General features: G+C 44.4%; 17 protein-coding genes and 1 pseudogene. 5 read left to right on the forward strand and 13 right to left on the reverse strand.

Annotation, left to right across the window (positions count from 1 at the left end; all coding sequences use genetic code 11):
- Window positions 1-380 precede the first annotated feature (380 nt).
- The gene (locus HFE01_RS27270; RefSeq protein ID WP_228552565.1) at window positions 381-617 is read left to right on the forward strand and encodes a hypothetical protein; all 237 of its coding nucleotides are present in this window, start codon (window positions 381-383) and stop codon (window positions 615-617) included.
- Between the two features lie 88 nt (window positions 618-705).
- Here the strand turns inward: HFE01_RS27270 and HFE01_RS08810 are convergent, their stop codons facing one another.
- The 6 genes from HFE01_RS08810 to HFE01_RS08835 form a co-directional block, all read right to left on the reverse strand.
- Window positions 706-1,050, reverse strand: coding sequence for a winged helix-turn-helix transcriptional regulator (locus HFE01_RS08810; protein ID WP_013371810.1), 345 nt, complete (start codon window positions 1,048-1,050; stop codon window positions 706-708).
- A 243-nt stretch (window positions 1,051-1,293) separates the two neighbouring features.
- On the reverse strand, window positions 1,294-2,025 hold the full coding sequence (locus HFE01_RS08815) for a ThuA domain-containing protein (RefSeq protein WP_019687920.1): 732 nt from the start codon (window positions 2,023-2,025) through the stop codon (window positions 1,294-1,296).
- 19 nt (window positions 2,026-2,044) lie between these two features.
- Window positions 2,045-3,013 (reverse strand): sugar phosphate isomerase/epimerase family protein, encoded by a 969-nt coding sequence (locus HFE01_RS08820; RefSeq protein ID WP_016822316.1) that lies wholly within the window; start codon window positions 3,011-3,013, stop codon window positions 2,045-2,047.
- 77 nt (window positions 3,014-3,090) lie between these two features.
- The gene (locus HFE01_RS08825; RefSeq protein WP_016822317.1) at window positions 3,091-4,173 is read right to left on the reverse strand and encodes a Gfo/Idh/MocA family protein; all 1,083 of its coding nucleotides are present in this window, start codon (window positions 4,171-4,173) and stop codon (window positions 3,091-3,093) included.
- On the reverse strand, window positions 4,166-4,933 hold the full coding sequence (locus tag HFE01_RS08830; protein WP_019687921.1) for a sugar phosphate isomerase/epimerase family protein: 768 nt from the start codon (window positions 4,931-4,933) through the stop codon (window positions 4,166-4,168). The genes HFE01_RS08825 and HFE01_RS08830 overlap by 8 nt, the downstream gene beginning before the upstream one ends.
- Before the next feature lie 47 nt (window positions 4,934-4,980).
- Complete coding sequence (locus HFE01_RS08835) at window positions 4,981-5,292, reverse strand: Gfo/Idh/MocA family oxidoreductase (RefSeq protein ID WP_154654546.1); 312 nt, start codon at window positions 5,290-5,292, stop codon at window positions 4,981-4,983.
- Between the two features lie 127 nt (window positions 5,293-5,419).
- Between HFE01_RS08835 and HFE01_RS08840 the strand changes: the two genes are divergently transcribed.
- Entirely contained in the window at window positions 5,420-6,238 is an 819-nt protein-coding gene (locus tag HFE01_RS08840; protein WP_013371816.1) for an AraC family transcriptional regulator, read from the forward strand.
- Between the two features lie 79 nt (window positions 6,239-6,317).
- Here the strand turns inward: HFE01_RS08840 and HFE01_RS08845 are convergent, their stop codons facing one another.
- From HFE01_RS08845 to HFE01_RS08865, 5 genes are all read right to left on the reverse strand, one after another.
- Window positions 6,318-7,802, reverse strand: coding sequence for an alpha-N-arabinofuranosidase (locus HFE01_RS08845; RefSeq protein WP_019687923.1), 1,485 nt, complete (start codon window positions 7,800-7,802; stop codon window positions 6,318-6,320).
- Between the two features lie 323 nt (window positions 7,803-8,125).
- Window positions 8,126-8,404 carry a DUF6171 family protein gene (locus HFE01_RS08850; RefSeq protein ID WP_019687924.1) on the reverse strand — a complete coding sequence of 93 codons (279 nt, stop codon included), beginning with the start codon at window positions 8,402-8,404 and terminating at the stop codon, window positions 8,126-8,128.
- A 95-nt stretch (window positions 8,405-8,499) separates the two neighbouring features.
- On the reverse strand, window positions 8,500-8,817 hold the full coding sequence (locus HFE01_RS08855) for a hypothetical protein (protein WP_016822322.1): 318 nt from the start codon (window positions 8,815-8,817) through the stop codon (window positions 8,500-8,502).
- 57 nt (window positions 8,818-8,874) lie between these two features.
- Complete coding sequence (locus HFE01_RS08860; protein WP_019687925.1) at window positions 8,875-9,819, reverse strand: Gfo/Idh/MocA family protein; 945 nt, start codon at window positions 9,817-9,819, stop codon at window positions 8,875-8,877.
- Between the two features lie 163 nt (window positions 9,820-9,982).
- The gene (locus HFE01_RS08865) at window positions 9,983-10,672 is read right to left on the reverse strand and encodes a TerC family protein (protein ID WP_025365176.1); all 690 of its coding nucleotides are present in this window, start codon (window positions 10,670-10,672) and stop codon (window positions 9,983-9,985) included.
- Window positions 10,673-11,023: 351 nt separating this feature from the next.
- On the opposite strand from HFE01_RS08865, the gene HFE01_RS08870 reads away from it, so the two are divergent.
- Window positions 11,024-11,641, forward strand: coding sequence for a TVP38/TMEM64 family protein (locus HFE01_RS08870; protein ID WP_107733375.1), 618 nt, complete (start codon window positions 11,024-11,026; stop codon window positions 11,639-11,641).
- A 181-nt stretch (window positions 11,642-11,822) separates the two neighbouring features.
- A complete protein-coding gene (gene msrA, locus HFE01_RS08875) occupies window positions 11,823-12,794 on the forward strand; it encodes a peptide-methionine (S)-S-oxide reductase MsrA (protein WP_016822326.1) in 972 nt (323 codons plus the stop codon).
- 93 nt (window positions 12,795-12,887) lie between these two features.
- Here msrA and HFE01_RS08880 read toward each other — a convergent pair.
- Window positions 12,888-13,763 (reverse strand): annotated as a pseudogene (locus HFE01_RS08880) (lipid II flippase Amj family protein).
- Window positions 13,764-13,843: 80 nt separating this feature from the next.
- Here HFE01_RS08880 and HFE01_RS08885 point away from each other — a divergent pair.
- Window positions 13,844-14,035, forward strand: coding sequence for a DUF2188 domain-containing protein (locus tag HFE01_RS08885; RefSeq protein WP_090890085.1), 192 nt, complete (start codon window positions 13,844-13,846; stop codon window positions 14,033-14,035).
- Between the two features lie 188 nt (window positions 14,036-14,223).
- Here the strand turns inward: HFE01_RS08885 and HFE01_RS08890 are convergent, their stop codons facing one another.
- Window positions 14,224-14,928, reverse strand: coding sequence for a YitT family protein (locus tag HFE01_RS08890; RefSeq protein WP_044785253.1), 705 nt, complete (start codon window positions 14,926-14,928; stop codon window positions 14,224-14,226).
- Window positions 14,929-15,184 lie beyond the last annotated feature (256 nt).

Below are 15,184 nucleotides of genomic sequence, written 5' to 3' on the forward strand. Positions count from 1 at the left end.
TAAAATCTCCTTATCGTATACAGTTTATTTTATTCATATAGTAACTTTATGTAAGTTATAATACATAAGTAACAGAGTAATGTCAATCTCGATGCCAGCATATACTCAAAGATCAGCAATTTCTTTAAATAAAGATTGATATAGGTATAAAGTCATAGTAATATGTAACTAATAAATTTTAAAATACTACTATATTCCGATACAAAGGACTGGTTTCTATGGAGATACATACTTCGAATTGCCCAAAATGCGGTTCCATTTTCCGTCAAAATCTTAGAAACCTGTGTAGCACTTGTATTCAAGAAGAAAATATATTCTTTGACCGCTGTTCTAACTATCTATGGAGGCATCCTTCTACTCATACCCGCCAACTCAGTGATGTGACTGGCACACCTATGGATTTGCTCACAGATTGGGTAAGAGCAGGCAAATTTCCCTCCACATACAGTCAGCTTGATTATCCTTGCGAGTCTTGCCGTTCTCCCATTTATGCAGGAAGACTTTGCCACTCGTGCTTAGGCACATTTCGTACAGCCGCACTGGATATTCAATCCCGTGTCCCCCGCCGTACAACAGCCGGAGTATTCTCAGTAGCAGGCCGTGCTAAAAGCTATTAAGCCGTACTACCTATCACAAAATAAAAAAACAGCCTTTTTCCTAGGAAAAGGCTGTTTTGCTATGAAAAACACTTAATGAGTTTGGTGATCATCTAATCCATTCCTCAGCCCAAAATTGAATCTGCTCCATAACCGGCTGAAGTGCACGACCTTTGGTGGTTAGCTCATATTCAATGCGGACAGGAGTTTCCGGATATACATGGCGTGTAAGAATCCCTTCATTTTCCAGATCCTTCATCCGCTCTGATAACATTTTGTCACTCATTGTGGGAATCAGATTGGAAATATCCTTAAACCGCTTGGGACCGCTCATCATGGATTGAATAATCAATCCATTCCAGCGCTTACCCAGACATGAAAAGGCGGTTTCAAAACGCGGACACATTTTTGTAAATTGCGGTTGACTCTCCAAATTTTTCACCTTCTTTTGCATTTCGGTTTGATAAAGCTTTCCTTTTGTTAGTATATATCATTTTAGCATACTTTATCCCGAAAGAAAACACTTTCTTAAATTTAATTACCTGTGATGATAAAGTTGCCATGACCAAAACTGATTATACAACAAACCAATGCGGCAGGTATATGTCTAATTCGTTAAATACAAAAAGGCGGAATCCCAGAGGTTCCGCCTGTAAATCTGTTCTTTATAGAATTTATCATAATGTGATAATTGTAACTATACCAACACTCCACCAAGAGGCCTTACTGGTTCACTCCTACCATATATTGGTTTTTTATTACTTGTCGGAGAAGCCCAACGGATGCTGTTAGCAATGACCTTCAAAATATCAGGTTGGTAATAAGTTGGATAGGTTTCATGCCCTGGTCTGAAATAAAATATTTTACCACTGCCTCGATGGAAGGTGCATCCAGTTCTAAATACTTCGCCGCCTTCAAAGTTACTGATAAAGACCAGTTCATCCGGCGCAGGAATATCAAAGAACTCTCCATACATCTCTTCCTGCTCTAAGAGAATTTTGGCGTCTATCCCTTCTGCAATGGGATGTAACGGATTTACTGACCAAATAATCTCCTGCTCGCCTGCAACTCTCCATTTTAAATCACAACTGGTGCCCATCAGAGCTTTAAATGGCTTAGAAAAATGGCCTGAGTGCAGTACGATGAGGCCCATCCCTTCCTGCACACGCTTGACGACACGCGCTGTAACTTCATCGCTCACCTGGTCGTGGGCTTTATGTCCCCACCACAGCAGCACATCTGTGGAATTGAGGATTTCTTCTCCCAAACCATGCTCGGCATTATCACGCAGAGTAGCTGTTCGAATGGCAAAACCTTCATCTGCCAAGCCGTCAGCCAATGCTTGGTGTATGCCGTTAGGATAAATCCGTTTGGCTTCTTCATTTAACTTCTCGTTCAGAAATTCATTCCAAATGGTGACGTTAATCATCACAGTTCCCCCTATTAGGTTAGACCCACCACATCTCGCTCAGCGGTTCTTCAATCAGGACCTGGCGAAGATTATGGACAGCCTTAGTAAAGCCTTCTTCTACAGACATCAGACCGTCTTCATGCTCAATACTTACTACATAATCGTATCCCACCAAACGCAGAGCACTGATAATATCTGCCCAGGTTTTTACATCATGACCATAGCCCACAGTACGGAACTGCCATGCTCGATCTAACATATTCGTATACTCCTGCATATCAGTAAGTCCGTATTTATTAACATTGATCGGATCAATCGTCGTATCCTTGGCATGGAAATGGTGGATGGCTCCCTCTCGTCCCAAAATTTGAACCGCCTGTACGGGATCAATTCCCTGCCACCACATATGGCTCGGATCCAAATTAGCACCAATGACCTCTCCTGCCGCTTCACGCAAACGAAGTAAGGTTGCTGGTGTATGCACGGAGAAGCCCCCGTGTAACTCCAGCCCTATTTTAACATGGTGATCTGCTGCAAATTTACCTGTCTCGGTCCAGTAAGGAATAATTTTATTCTCCCATTGCCACTTCAATACTTCCTGAAAATCATTAGGCCACGGAGCCACGGGCCAGTTTGGATACTTCGCGTCCTCGTGATCCCCCGGACAGCCTGAGAAAGTGTTCACGACAGGAACTTCCAGCTTTTCTGCCAATCGGACGGTTTTCAAAAATGCATCATGATCTGCCTGTGCCAAATGCTTTTGTGGGTGAAGCGGATTGCCATGACAGCTAAGCGCGCTAATCGTTAGTCCGCGAGATTCTACTGCCTTTTTAAAATTTTTGAGCGCCGTATCGTTCTCCAGCAGCTCATCAGGCTTGCAATGCTTATCTCCCGGGTTGCCACCTGTTCCAATTTCTACAGCATCCAATCCCTGAGAAGCCACATAATCCAGCGCCTCCTCTAGCGAACGTCCACCAAACAGCACCATAAATACTCCAAGTTTCAAAAGAAATCCCTCCCTGTATCATATGTGAAAAAAGCTGCTTTCATTATAGTGATTGTCTATTCGGGATAATTATAGGCTTAGTCAAAGTAAACTGCTTTTCCCGTGCGGGCCGATTCATAGATGGCTTCCAAAATTTCAGTAACAACCAGTGCCTGCTCCGGCTTCACAAGAAGTTCTTTGTCGTCCAGAATAGATTCGATCCACAGACGGGCTTCACGGTCTGCTTCATTTTCCGTTTCACCGGAGTAAAAGGCAACTCCTCCTGCATTCAGATCTATTTTTGTATCAAACAAACGGCTATTCTTTTCTCCGTTAATGCGCAATCCATCCTGCATATCTGCTCCGCCTTCGGTACCGCATAACAACGTCTTGGCTTCACCAAACTCTACAACATTTAATGCCCAGCTGGATTCCAATACAATTGTAGCTCCATTTTGCATGGTGATGAATCCAAAAGCTGAGTCCTCTACTTTAAATTCATCAGGATTCCACGGTCCAAAAGCGTTTGCTGCATTTTTTCGGTCTCCCAGCTTATGGAAGGTTGAACCTAGTACGCTTTTAGGCTTGTAATTATCCATCAGCCAAAGTGTCAGGTCGAGTGCGTGTGTGCCGATATCAATAAGCGGGCCACCCCCCTGTTTCTCTTCATCCAAGAACACTCCCCAGGTTGGAACCGCACGGCGGCGTAGAGCAATGGCTTTACCCAGATAAATCTCACCAAGCTCTCCTTGCTCGACCAATTGCTTCAGATACAGACTGTCATCACGATAACGATTTTGATAAGCAATGGACAGCTTTTTGCCTGTACGGTTGGCCGCATCAAGCATTTCCCGTGCCTGCTCAGCAGTTTTAGCCATCGGCTTTTCACATAGCACATGCTTACCTGCCTCCAGCGCCGCTACTGTAATTTCTGAGTGCGAGTCGTTAGGGGTACATACATGTACAACTTCAATGTCTTTATTTTCTAGCAACTGACGGTAATCGCTATAAACTTGCGATCCTTCTGCACCATACTTTTCAGCAGCCTCTTCAGCACGTTCTGGTATAATGTCACAGAATGCAATGATTTCTGCTCTCTTTTGCTTGGCAAGACTCGGCAAGTGTTTGCCGTTGGCAATGCCCCCACAACCGATAATCCCGATCTTGAGTGTTTTAGACATGAATATTTCCTCCTTGAGCTGCGTATTGTTGGAGCCACTTCATACTGGTTTCAATGCTTTCGATTGGAGGATTTGAGCTGAAATCCTGTTCCACGACAACCCAATCCACACCTGCTTCAATAGCGGCGTCTGTAATAGCCTGAAGCTGCACTTCTCCTTTGCCTAACTCTACAGTAATTGCTTTCTGCTGCTCGTCACGTGCCATATCCTTTAAGTGAATGATAGGTAGGCGTCCACGATATCGTCCGATGTATTCCACTGGATCATAGCCTCCATAGTATACCCAACAAGTATCCATTTCGACCTGTAACAAATCATCGGGAACCGCATCATATAGAGCATCGAATACCGGGCGATCATTGATTTTCTCTGTTAGTTCAAAATCATGATTGTGATAGGCGAGTATCAACCCATGCTCCTTTACTTTTTCACCAATATGATTCAGATTAACAAAAAGGTCATCCCACTCCCGCTCTTCTTCGGTTAAATAAGGAACAATGAGGTATTTATTGCCCAATTCTTTGTGATATGCAATTTCCTCATCCAAATGATGCAGCAAGCGGCTGTATTGTATATGGGTTCCGACAACCTCCAGATTCAGCTCATCCAAAAGCGCTCTGACATCCTTGGCACTACGTCCGAAAAAGTTATGAAACTCAACCCCTTTGTAGCCCAGCTCAGCTACCTTGCGCAATGTACCTTCAAAATCCTGTTCAATCTCTTCCCTAACTGTGTATAATTGCAATCCTACTTTAGTCATTCTCCTTCACCTCTTTGTCAGGATGAATTCCCGTTATATCTGTTCCATTACACCTGCTTGCCCGCCTCTGGTATCGCACATCTGCAGTGCCTGGCAGCCAGGTACCGGCAGATGAATGCAAGCTCCATCTCAAGCCGAAGCATCGATCCTTCCACTTTGTATACGTTTTCAACACTCAATTTATCGACCCTCTCCTTGGCCCTTCCATTCAATAGATCACCAAAGGTCACTACTTCAAAGGGCGGGTTGGTTTGGAGAATTTTAAGATATACCGAGCTAGTGTTACCACAGCTGATAATCCCGGCCTTGATTCGTTTTACGTCTTCACACTCCTTGGCCTCTAACATGTACTTTCTCATCTAACATGTAAGCTTTACAGTTCACATGGTATTCTATTTTGCTTTCGTTTAAAATGAATAATATGATTAAAACATGAACAATCTGGTCAATATTTGAAACAGCCATATGCCCAAAGGAGTCATCATCATGTCTATCATTGAGCCTTGCCAGGTTCTTACCGCAGGCTATTCCTTCCACCGTAAGCCCTTTTATTCGAACCAGCCTGATGGAATCAAAAATTATTTATTCCGTCTGCAAACAGATGGACGCTGTCAAGCACGCATTGACGGGAAAATGACACGGATTGAGGCAGGTGATCTGCTGCTGTTCAATCCAACCGAGCCTTATGAACTGGATATTCACAGTGAGTTGAATCCCATGGGAGAACAGGTTGTTGAAAGTGGGGATTATCACATTTTTTTCGGTGGTCCGTGGGTAGATGAGTGGTGGAATCATCACAAACGTCCCAACCGAATTAAGGTTCAACTCACAGAAGCCCTGCTTGGTCTATTTCGTCAGCTCGTGTTGGAGCAGCGACGTATTTCTAATCCTTACCCGGAAATATCAAGCTATTACATACGCATTTTATGTTTGGAGTTTGACCGTATACTATCTGAGCAGCCCATTGCTACTCATCATAACTATCTTGCTTATCAGATAAAAAATTATATTGAAGAAAATGCATCATCTAATTTTAAGCTGGATGATGTCTCTTCACACGTTGGAATCAGCGTATCACGAGCGGTACACCTTTTTAAAGAAACGTTCGATACGAGCATTATGCAGTACACACTGGACATCAGGCTCAACATGGCAAGGGAGCGTATCATTTTCAGTCCCATGTCACTGGAACAAGCCGCCGAATCGTCAGGATTTGCTAACTACACATACTTTCATCGTGTATTTCGTTCCCGCTTTGGTATGTCGCCCAAGGAATTCAGGTTGATTCATCGCGAGCAATTGTAGGAAAAAGAGAGCGTTCAGGGGAACGCTCTCTCTTTTTTTATAACAATATACGATACTACTCACATACCACAATCTGTTTTTACGGAGCAATCGTCAGCATCACAACTGACATTGGTGGCAGCGTAACATCCAAATGCTGTTCTTGCAGTTGATAAGATGTAAAAGCTTCCTTTTTCACCCGCTCTGGCTGATCAAATGTATTATGTGCCTGCATATCGTCACTGGCTAAGACAACACCATTGATCTCCTTAACCTCTTCGAGCCCTCTTAGTTCAAGGCTCAAATTTGCCGATTCACCTGGATGGACGTTGCATAAGCTTATATGAATAAAGCCATCTTGTGCCTTAGAGGCGGACACACTTACTTGTGGGATGGAATCTCCATCATACTCATAGTTGCCTACCTTCGCATGAATTGCCAGTGCTTGTGCATCCTGATGCACTTTGAACATTTCAAATACATGGTATGTCGGCGTCAACAGCATAGCAGGGCCTTCTGTCAAAACCATCGCTTGCAAAACGTTGACCATTTGAGCAATGTTGGTCATTTGCACACGATCATGATGATTATGGAATATGTGCAGGTGTAGTCCGGCTACCAGCGCATCCCGCATCGTATTTTGCTGATAAAGGAAGCCAGGATTGGTACCCGGCTCGGTCAGGAACCAAGTTCCCCATTCATCGACGATCAGCCCGACCCGTTTGTCAGGATCATATTGGTCCATAATGGCAGAGTGACGAGTAATCAGTTCATCCATATGCAATGATTTTTTCATCGTCTCAAACCATTCTGCTTCATCAAAACCAACTGCGTGTCGTTTCCCTTCCCAACTCCCCGGAATTGTGTAGTTGTGTAGACTCAAACCGTCCATCAGATGCCCGGCTTCGCGCATCAGCACTTCGGTCCAACGGTAATCATCCACATTCGCCCCACCAGCTATTCGATAAATGCGATTCTCTCCATAGTTACGGACATATGTCTGATAGCAGCGATACAAGTCGGCATAATATTCAGGGCGCATGTTACCGCCACAGCCCCAGTTTTCGTTACCTACTCCAAAATATTTGAGCTTCCAAGGTTTTTCACGACCGTTTTCCTGACGCCATGCAGCCATAGGGGACTCCCCGTCAAAGGTCATGTACTCTACCCACTCCGACATTTCCTGCACTGTACCACTGCCTACATTCCCACAAATATACGGCTCTGCATTCAATAGCTCACACAGCTGGAAAAACTCATGTGTACCAAAATGGTTATTTTCAACCACACCGCCCCAGTGCGTATTTACCATTCTTTTGCGGTTTTCTTTCGGTCCAATCCCATCTTTCCAATGATATTCATCCGCAAAACAGCCCCCAGGCCAGCGCAGCACAGGAATGTTCAGCTGTTTCAGCGCTTCTACCACATCATTTCGAATTCCGTCAGTGTGAGGGATTGGAGAGTCCTGTCCCACCCATAAGCCTTCATAAATGCATCGTCCAAGATGCTCAGCAAATTGCCCATAAATATTTTTATTAATTATGCCCTGTTCCCAATCGGTATTTACAATAACAGAACCCTTCACAACAAACCCTCCCAAAACATTAAGATTGTTGGAATACCACATAATGATTACGCTTTCATAACGGTATAAATTACACTCTCACTACCGTTACTTTTTGGACTCTAATGTTACACGTTGTCATGCCTAAAAACCTGTTAATTAATATAAATATTAATAATTAAATAAAAACATTTTACGTGTTTAATATATTTTATTGTCTACAATTTGTCAATTGCTAACAACAAAGTCCAAGCAAACTAAAAAGGTCCGCCATTAAGGCAGACCAGGGGATGACTACTTTAGCCTGTAATCTCAGGTTTAACTGAGTCTGGGCTTTACATTTTTCAAGCTGATCCTTGCCAACGTGAACCATGGTAGCTGGGACAATTTTGAGCTGCTGCCAGGGCACGTATACGAACAATACTTCCGCTACTGCCACATGTATGCCCCGACATTAACTCATTGCATTGTGCGCAGGCCAACAGTCTGGCTTCGTACACTTCATCGTTTACACATTCCATTTTGGGTCTCATATTGTTTAGTATTCTGGTAATTTGCTCTTCCGATAAAGCGATATCTCTTTCACAGCCTTTACAAGTGCTTGGCACAGGTATATCTTCCATCGTCAGCTTACCCTCCCGATCAACAATATCCTCAGTAAATAGTTTATTTACACGATGTTATGATGATTTTGCCAGATGTTTTATTTTAGCTGGACTTATTTTCGTTCCGACGGGAGCTGGGCAGCCGCCTCGGATACGACCATCGCCAAGTCCTCATTTCCGAACATGGACAGCACACCTAATACCGTATCCAGCGGAATATCACCTGCTTCTTCGCGCGATACAGTCAGTTTGCGTATTCGTAGCAGACGCTCGTTGCTATCCTGCTGTGGATACGCTACACGATATAATTCCTCTGGCTCCAAGCCGTTATTAATGCACCATTGAGCAAACACAAGGATCATCATATCTTCTTCTTGCTTATAATTTTCAATGATGGCTTCTTCTAACTGTTTTCCGCGGTTGTCTTCCATTGATACATTTCTCCTTCAACCTATAACTCTTGATGTCTCGATCGTCATGGTTCCTTATTAATTACGCAAACGACTAATCAGTTCTTCTGCCAGCATATGGCTTTCCAGGACTTTTCCAGCTTGTATCGCACACTTCTCCGGACGATGAATATGCTCCAGAAAATGATTCACCACCCCGGTAAATCCCCGTCTTTCTAATATTGTATCCCAACTTCCAAAAGTTTGAGTTTGTGATAAATTATTTTTTTGCATGAAAACAGCCTGTTCCATATTCGTTACCTCAACAGACCGTCCTGCCCCGTGAAGCTCCAGCTTCTCTATGTCAGCCCCTGCCTGTCTGCTCATACTGTATGTACCGGCAGCATCCCCCAAACGCAAAGTCCCAAATGCAGCGTCCATGTAACCTTCACTCGTTGTATTCAGACTACTATGCAGTTGCTCATAATCATCGCCACCCAGCCATAATAGCAAGTCAAGCATGTGAATTAAATCATCATAAACCGTCTGTGCCGCCGGTCTACGATCATATCCAGTTCGGTGTTTAATCGCCGCACATTGACTGAAACCACCCACTTCCTCTAGCCAAGCTTTTGCAGCCACATAGTGCGGAGCAAAACGCCGATTAAAACCTACCGCCAGCAGTACAGCCTGTGCCTCCGCGAAAGCAGTCATTTCCAGATTCTGACGAACATCATAGGACAATGGTTTATCCACGTACACCGCTATCCCTTTTTCAATACACGCCATGACTAGGTCAAAATGTGCTTCGGTGGCCGCATGTATAAATACAGCTTCCGGCTCCCATGCCAGCATTTCCTTCATATCCGTCGTTCCTCTAGGTAGTCTATACTGCTCCATAGTAGAACTAACCGGCTCCTGTGAACGGTTCATGACACCTACGATGTCTACGCCTTGGTGTGCAGACAGTAACGGCAGGTACACTTTACGAGCGATACCACCCAATCCTGCAATCGCTACTCTTGTCTTGATTTGCTTGTCCATATCGTTCCACCTCTAATCACTCATTTCATCTGTTGTCTAGTTTACATGGAAGTCCGCTGACAAGCAAAGAAAAGAGGCTACTCCCGATCCAGATGGACCTGACGGAACAGCCTCTAAGACTTGAGTATCCAGCTTCAGCCAGATTACTTCAATATAAGTTAGCTTATGCGTGCAATGCTTCCTTTTTTGTTTTCTCACTTTTTATTTTTTTAACACGCATCCCAATGGCTACAACCAAAACTACAACCAAGGCTTCGAAACCATATTTAACGACTCCATTTGCGAACCAATGTGCAATTAATGGCTCAGCCACCACCATTTTAGCAGCGGTATACGCTAATACTGCGGCTCCAATTGTAATCACTACCGGGTAACGTTCTGTCAGTTTCAGAATAATCGTGCTTCCCCATACCATGATCGGAACGGAGATTGCCAGACCGAGAATAACAAGTAGCATATCCCCATGAGCGGCTCCCGCAACAGCAAGCACATTATCGAGTCCCATCATTGTATCCGCAATAATAATGGTGCGAATCGCTGCCCACATCTGATTTGTAGCTGAAATTTCATGTTTTTTCTCTTCGACCAACAACTTATAGGCGATATAGATAAGGGCGAGACCCCCAACCAAACGCAATCCATATATTTGCAGTAAGTATGTGACCAGCACGGTAGCAATCACACGAATGATGACTGCTCCGACCGTTCCCCAGATAATGACCTTCTTTTGATTGGCCTTATCAACATTCCGCGCCGCCAAGCCGATTACGATCGCATTATCACCAGCTAGTACCAGATCAATGATAATGATGGACAATAATGCGGTTAAAAACTCAATTGACAAAAAATCCATACGTTTCTCCCACCTTCTTTATTTATTTGTTATACTGTACATAGTTCAGCGCTTTATACTAAAAAAGCGCCATTTCGCAGAATCCGGAAACGGCGCTTGACCCCATTTTGGCATCAAAAAAAGACCATTTACCCGGATTCCTAAAATCCTGGCAAAGGTCTCGCTTACAACATTACGTTGCCAATAAAGCCGGGGATTAAGAATCCCGTAATGACGACTTTACTCGCTGAGCTACTCCCCTTTGGGAACTATTCTGTTAGTGGCAGTATAGCATACATTTTTGGGAATGTGAACCCTATTTTTTTCTGTATAAGCAATAAGCCGAACAGGGATATTGAAAGAGGTATGTAAATGAAAAAATGGTTACTCCCCGCGGCTTATGTTTCGCTGCTCTGCATCGCGTTTATCTACAGATATGATTGGCTCGCATGGGCAGACAAGCAAACCTCCTTTCCGGTTCTGCTGCTGCTCGCATTTTTATTCGCGTTAATTCCGTTTATCCCTTACAAGCTGATTATCGCTTCCATTGCTTATGCAGCAGGCGCCTGGCAAGGTGCTCTGATTTGCTGGCTTGGCACTACTTTCGCTGCGTTGGTCGTATACAGTGCCGTACGTACCCTGTTTCGTGACAAAGGACGTGCTTATATGGAGCGTGTTCCCGCACTGGAGCGCTTCAATCAGGTCATGGAGAAAGAGCCTTTTACTGCTGTGCTACTGGCTCGCCTGATTCCAGTCATTCCTCAGGCAGCTGTAAATGTATATGCCGGAGTAGCAGGGTTTCCTTTCTGGAGCTTTATGCTAGGCACAGCGATCGGCAAGCTTCCAGCAATTGCAGTGTATGCTTATGCAGGCGGTACCTTTGCGGAACATCCAATCACGGGTTTGTTTATTTTACTGCTATATACTGCACTGGTAGGTGGCGGATTTGTACTTTACCGAAAAAGAGTTAGGCGCGCCAACAAAACATGATAGCAATGAGTTTGTACCGGTTCTGTAGAATGTTTGATTGCTTTTTTTGGGACACACTACAGCTACGCAGCTGAGTACTTTCTGATGTTTCGTTGGATTTTGCAAAAATCCCGTATATAATTTAATTGTAAGCTATTTAAATAACAACTAATTAAACATTCTCAGATTGGAGTGATAAAATATGAGCACCAACAATCCAAACACGGTAGAAAAGGCAACTTTTGCGGGCGGCTGCTTCTGGTGCATGGTCTCCCCTTTTGAGGAAATGCCCGGTATTTTGAAGGTTAGATCTGGATATACAGGGGGACATACCGAAAATCCTACCTATGAAGAGGTATGCTCTGAAACAACGGGACATGTGGAAGCCGTGCAGATTACATTCGACCCCCAAGTGTTCCCGTATGAAAAACTGTTGGAGTTATTTTGGCAACAGATTGATCCAACGGATGAAGGTGGACAATTTCACGATAGAGGTTCATCCTACCAAACGGCTATTTTCTATCATAATGATGAACAACGCATCAAGGCAGAGGCTTCCAAAGAAGCTCTCGCTCAAAGTGGCCGTTTTGACAAGCCCATTGCAACATCTATTCTGCCTGCCGCAACTTTTTATGAAGCAGAAGAATATCATCAGGACTATCATAAGAAAAACCCCGCTCACTACAAACGCTACCGCAAAGGGTCGGGACGTGAAGATTTTATTGAGCAAAATTGGGCTGCCAAGATTGATAAGTCCGGGCTCAAAGATCGGCTGACGCCTATTCAATACGAAGTAACACAAAAAAACGCGACCGAGCGCCCATTTCAAAATGAGTTTTGGGATCATGAAGCTGAAGGCATTTACGTGGATATCGTATCAGGAGAGCCTTTGTTTAGTTCACTGGACAAATATGATGCGGGTTGCGGCTGGCCTAGCTTTACCCGTCCGTTGCGCAGTTACAATGTCAAAGAAAAGACCGATCTCAGCCATTTCATGATTCGTACCGAGGTGCGAAGTCGCGAAGCAGACTCCCATTTAGGGCACGTATTCGATGATGGTCCAGGTCCAGAGGGTTTGCGTTATTGTATCAATTCTGCCGCGCTCCGCTTTGTGCCTCAGGAAGACTTGGAGCGTGAAGGATATGGAGCATATAAGTCATTATTTGAAAAGTAAGCAGCCGTAAAATCATTAAGGCTGACCCGGAATCATCTTTATTAGATGGTCACGGGTCAGCCTTTTTTGGATATGGCAGCACATCTTTACGATCTAGCTCATCACCCACCCAAGCCAAATGGCTAGCGGTACCAGCAATAGCTGAGCTAATAAAGTTCCTGCCAAACGCGAGATGATCATCCAACCGTACACACTATTCATCCGAATTAGGGGTAGCTCCCCTCGTAGCGTTTTTTCTGACAACACCGCCAATCTTGGATCAATTAACAAGGTCAACAATACCGTTGCGACGCCATTGATTAAGCCTGACGACATTGACATTGCCGTACCTTGGGCGGGCCATAGAAATGACGCATACAAGGCAGATACCACTCCAGTTGTATAAATTGCGGTAACGGCAATATTTAAAATAATTAGACGCTTGGGGATCACTCCACTGATCAGGGAGGTAAGCATGGACCAGCTAGGGCGCTTTATTTAGTAGCCTGCATGCTTCCAGCGATTTCGACTCATTAAATGACGTATTAAAGCTGGAATAGATCCAGTATGCTCCAAATGCACAATCCATCTGGCTGACATGCGCACCACTGTTGGATACAGTAATATAGCAAACATAGTTCCAACGGTGGCGGCCAGCAGTACCCCGTGCATATACAGTTCCAGTCTCGTATCCGTTCCGCCCAATTGTGCTGACTCTTTAGCCTGATCGACCATCCCTCCAAGTAAAGGCCCCTGCGCCATATTGGAGGTGCGTGAAACCAACAGCAGCATTCCGGCCACGGTTAAGGCCAATCCAATCCGACGTGCTCGCAAACCACCAAGCCGAAGAGCATAAGACAAACTATCGGTAGTATGAATGATGATGGTTAGTAAAAAAACGAAACCCCAGGCAAGCAAATGTTCCACTCCTTTTTCTGGTATTCTGCACACCATTATACGCCTTTTCTCAAGATATATTTTACAATACATTCATTACTTTAATTTTTGTTTGTCTAAGCCAACAACGGGTAATACATAGTACAACACCTGCTAAAAAGGAGTGTGCAACAATGCCTTGGAACAAACATGATTACCCGCCATCCATGAAAAATCTGGAACCCCGGGTGCGAGAAAAAGCCGTTGATATCGCTAACGCTCTACTCCGCGAGGGCTATGAAGAAGGGCGTGCTATTGCGATTGCCACTGCTCAAGCTGAGGAATGGAACGATAATCATCCTGTAGAAGAAAATAAGAAGCAGTAGAAAAAATACAAAAACAGCATTCAAGTTACAATGGGTATGACCAAAATTTTGCTTTTTCTAATTCTAAAGAGTCCTTCATGTGTTGCTGAACGTGAATTGCCGAGCGATCAAAGAAGAGGGAGATGAAGCTGAATACAGCGAAAGGGTGTTACGTAAGAAGATTTCTCTCCTGACGTAACACCCTTTCCTTATTGACGAAGGCTGTGGACGACCGGCACTGTTTTGGTAACTACCTTTTTAGCGGGAATAGCCGCTGGCAGTACCTTTTTCACAGGTCGGTGCAATTGGAACGTGGTCGTCCATGTAATTATTTTTCCGGCAAGCCACACAGCCAGTATTGTAAACATTGTTTCCTTTACAGGCAGATACAACAGCGATAATCCTAGCACGATGATGTCACTGACAATAAACACGTTGCCGATTTTCCATCCGCGCCACTCGCTCACCAGCAGAGACAAAATATCATCGCCCCCGGTTGCTCCACCGAATCGCAGTACGATTCCGGCTCCTAAACCTGTGAGCACCCCACAAAGTAGAGCTGCTATTAGCAGATTTCCATGCAGGTCTATAACCAGAGTCGAGTATTTCTCAAATCCTGCATAAAACAGTGAAAAGGCGACGGCTCCGATTAATGCTAGCATCATAAATCTTTTGCCCTTCAGTACCCATGCCAGCAATATGACAGGAACATCAAGCATCAGCATACTCCATGCTGGAGATATGCCAAACGCATAATGCCCCAGCAGAGCTAAGCCTGCAAATCCGCCCTCTGACAAATGATTCTGGGCGTTAATGTGATAGTACGTAAAAGCTAAAATGCATGTTCCGAGCAACATGACAGCAATCTGTCTCAGTGCTCCATTGTTCACGATAGATTCGTAAGTTTTCCTCATACAGGCTCCCTCGGTTTCTCGTAAGTTTGATGTGGATGAACCCACTCTTACGGAAGCAACCTGGTAAGATGTGCCTGGAGGACTTGGTCCTTCGCATGTACAATCCCCTCTTCCGCAGAGTTGGCTTTCGCAACTTGACGTTACTCCGCGGAAAAGCTAAGTATAAGACAGATCAAATCGTTTCCAAATCGTCCTTTGGGGAAGTATCCTTCGGGGACACATGGTATCCTGATCCTTTCTTTTGTGGAATAAAACT

It is taken from the genome of Paenibacillus sp. EKM10P (genome assembly GCF_011800655.1).
GTDB lineage: Bacteria > Bacillota > Bacilli > Paenibacillales > Paenibacillaceae > Paenibacillus > Paenibacillus polymyxa.

What these genes read in the sequence shown, in the direction of transcription:
- msrA (WP_016822326.1), top strand. Translation starts at nt 11,823, where the DNA reads ATGAGCACCAACAATCCAAACACGGTAGAAAAGGCAACTTTTGCGGGC.
- HFE01_RS08890 (WP_044785253.1), bottom strand. Translation starts at nt 14,928, where the DNA reads ATGAGGAAAACTTACGAATCTATCGTGAACAATGGAGCACTGAGACAG.
- HFE01_RS08840 (WP_013371816.1), top strand. Translation starts at nt 5,420, where the DNA reads ATGTCTATCATTGAGCCTTGCCAGGTTCTTACCGCAGGCTATTCCTTC.
- HFE01_RS08810 (WP_013371810.1), bottom strand. Translation starts at nt 1,050, where the DNA reads ATGCAAAAGAAGGTGAAAAATTTGGAGAGTCAACCGCAATTTACAAAA.
- HFE01_RS08855 (WP_016822322.1), bottom strand. Translation starts at nt 8,817, where the DNA reads ATGGAAGACAACCGCGGAAAACAGTTAGAAGAAGCCATCATTGAAAAT.
- HFE01_RS08860 (WP_019687925.1), bottom strand. Translation starts at nt 9,819, where the DNA reads ATGGACAAGCAAATCAAGACAAGAGTAGCGATTGCAGGATTGGGTGGT.
- HFE01_RS08835 (WP_154654546.1), bottom strand. Translation starts at nt 5,292, where the DNA reads ATGAGAAAGTACATGTTAGAGGCCAAGGAGTGTGAAGACGTAAAACGA.
- HFE01_RS08885 (WP_090890085.1), top strand. Translation starts at nt 13,844, where the DNA reads ATGCCTTGGAACAAACATGATTACCCGCCATCCATGAAAAATCTGGAA.
- HFE01_RS08830 (WP_019687921.1), bottom strand. Translation starts at nt 4,933, where the DNA reads ATGACTAAAGTAGGATTGCAATTATACACAGTTAGGGAAGAGATTGAA.
- HFE01_RS08865 (WP_025365176.1), bottom strand. Translation starts at nt 10,672, where the DNA reads ATGGATTTTTTGTCAATTGAGTTTTTAACCGCATTATTGTCCATCATT.
- HFE01_RS08850 (WP_019687924.1), bottom strand. Translation starts at nt 8,404, where the DNA reads ATGGAAGATATACCTGTGCCAAGCACTTGTAAAGGCTGTGAAAGAGAT.
- HFE01_RS08815 (WP_019687920.1), bottom strand. Translation starts at nt 2,025, where the DNA reads ATGATTAACGTCACCATTTGGAATGAATTTCTGAACGAGAAGTTAAAT.
- HFE01_RS08825 (WP_016822317.1), bottom strand. Translation starts at nt 4,173, where the DNA reads ATGTCTAAAACACTCAAGATCGGGATTATCGGTTGTGGGGGCATTGCC.
- HFE01_RS08870 (WP_107733375.1), top strand. Translation starts at nt 11,024, where the DNA reads ATGAAAAAATGGTTACTCCCCGCGGCTTATGTTTCGCTGCTCTGCATC.